At 58.5% G+C, this 2,059-nt stretch carries 3 protein-coding genes; 2 read left to right on the top strand and 1 reads right to left on the bottom strand.

From position 1 onward, the window contains the following. The coding region (locus AC4FAH_RS14740) for a MarR family winged helix-turn-helix transcriptional regulator (RefSeq protein WP_490246330.1) at positions 1–297 on the bottom strand (297 nt) is incomplete at its 3' end. Between the two features lie 276 nt (positions 298–573). Here AC4FAH_RS14740 and AC4FAH_RS14735 point away from each other — a divergent pair. Both AC4FAH_RS14735 and AC4FAH_RS14730 read left to right on the top strand, forming a co-directional pair. Then, the gene (locus tag AC4FAH_RS14735) at positions 574–1,248 is read left to right on the top strand and encodes an HAD family hydrolase (protein WP_213115286.1); all 675 of its coding nucleotides are present in this window, start codon (positions 574–576) and stop codon (positions 1,246–1,248) included. A gap of 402 nt (positions 1,249–1,650) precedes the next feature. Then, the coding region (locus AC4FAH_RS14730) for an SDR family NAD(P)-dependent oxidoreductase (protein WP_490246329.1) at positions 1,651–2,059 on the top strand (409 nt) is incomplete at its 3' end.

The raw sequence follows: 2,059 nt of genomic DNA, 5'->3' as shown, positions 1-2,059 counted from the left end.
GGTCTCATCTTCCAGGGCTTCAATCTCTTTGAGCATGTCGTGGCCCGCCTCGGTAAGGGCGAGAAACAGGCTGCGACGGTCCTGCGGATTTTCCGTCTTGATGATCAATCCCGCCGTCAACAATTCATTGAGCACCCGCGTCACGCGCGCCTTGTCCTGCCCCAAATGCTGCACGATCTTGTGCGCCGTACACTCGGAGGTACGACCAATGCCCTTCAGCACCCGAATGTGCGTGACAGGCAGATCAAGCTGGTAGCGCTGGATGCCCAAGCGAAGCTGCCTGCGATAGACATGCATCAGCTGATGCAGCACATCATTGAGTGATGTCTGACTCATGTGTCACTCACCATATGGTTGGTATAGGTCAACTATATTGGCAGATAGTTGATACTGTCAACAAACACATGATCGAGAAGCATTCTCATCTTAATGCCGAAAATCTCATATGCCTATCACGCTTCCCTCCACTGCCAAGCGCGCTTTCGGCAACTCTTGCTGCGTGACATGGTGACAGCGAGCGGGAACCTGCTAAGGTCGAAGACCACACATTCCTGACGCCCACGAGAGGCATCGATGGCTGAACTCTGCCTGCTGTTTGATTCCGATGGCACCCTGGTTGATAGCGAAATCCTCCTCGCCGAGGCCATGTCCAGCACCCTGCCCCGCTATGGTCTGCCGTTTACCAGCGACCGCTACATGAACGAGTTTCGCGGCATGCGTTTCATGAGCATCGTGCGCACGCTGGAGGCAGTTCATGGCGTTCTGGAAGAAGCCCCCACACGGCGCATGGAAGGCGAGATGCGCGCCCTGCTGGAAGAGATGATGAAGGCACACCTGACGGCGATGCCCGGCATGTCAGCCGCCTTGATGGAGCTTGAAGGCTACCCCTGTGGCGTGGTGTCCAACGGGCCTGAGCGCAAGGTGCGTCTGGCGCTCGATACCACACGCCTGGCGCGCTTCTTCGATGGCCATATCTACAGCGCCTATACCCTGGGCGTGTGGAAGCCGGACCCGCGTATCTATCGACTCGCAGCCGAGCAGATGGGCTTTTCGCCATCACATTGTGTGGTGATCGATGATGCCATCGTTGGGGTACAGGCAGGGCTGGATGCCGGCATGCAGGTCATCCACTTCGCCCATCACGACGACGGCCATGAAACGCCGCGTGGCGCACTGCGAATGCACCATGCGCGCGAGCTGCCGAGACTGGTGGCGCAGATTTCCCAGAAGCTCGCGGCGCGGAACTAAAAGCTCGCTGCGCAGTACTAGACATCGTCGCGTCTTCTCCCTCAATTCCCGCCCAATGAAACCCCGTCTCGTGAAATCCCGCCCCTCGAGGCGGGATTTTTCATGCCTGGCGCACAAAACAGGCTGCTCGTGGTGTGACTCACTCACTCTGTCGCAGCCACCAGCGCTCCCGTTCGCGGATGCCGCACCCTCCTCTCCTTCCGATACGAATAGGCAAGTTTTAGCGACTATAGCGCCTATATATCGTCATTAGCGATACTTATAGTGTCTCTTCAGCAAACACGCACCAGACACGCAAGGCTCACAGGACACGACCGTACGCAAAGCCAGACGCAGCTCTCGTGTGCTCCCCTGACATGACCAAAGCGCAACCGCCGCATACCTGCCATCAAGATCTTGACCATGACTCGCAACACCCCATTTGGCCCCAAGGGCTGGACCCCGGACAGAATCGGCTCGCTCGTCGGCAAGACCTATCTCATCACCGGCGCCAATAGCGGCGCGGGCTTTCAGGCGACGCGCATATTGCTGAGCAAGGGTGCCGCCGTCGTGATGCTGAATCGCAACCCGACCAGATCAGAGGCGGCCATCGCGGCGCTGCAAGAGGAGTTTGGCCCCGCGGCGAATGTCAGTCATATACGCATGGATCTGGCGGAACTGGCCTGCGTACGCAGAGCGGCCGCGGAAGTGCTGGAGGAGGTCCCGCAGATCGATGCCCTCATCTGCAATGGCGCCATCGCCCAGGTTTCCCGACAGCAACTCACCGTCGACGGTTTCGAAAGTCAGCTGGGCGTGAATCACTACGGGCATT

Source organism: Cobetia sp. (assembly GCF_983723665.1).
This window is presented reverse-complemented; position numbering and strand designations above follow the sequence as displayed.

Coding starts and splice junctions, on each gene's coding strand:
- AC4FAH_RS14735 (WP_213115286.1), top strand. CDS start 574: ATGGCTGAACTCTGCCTGCTGTTTGATTCCGATGGCACCCTGGTTGAT.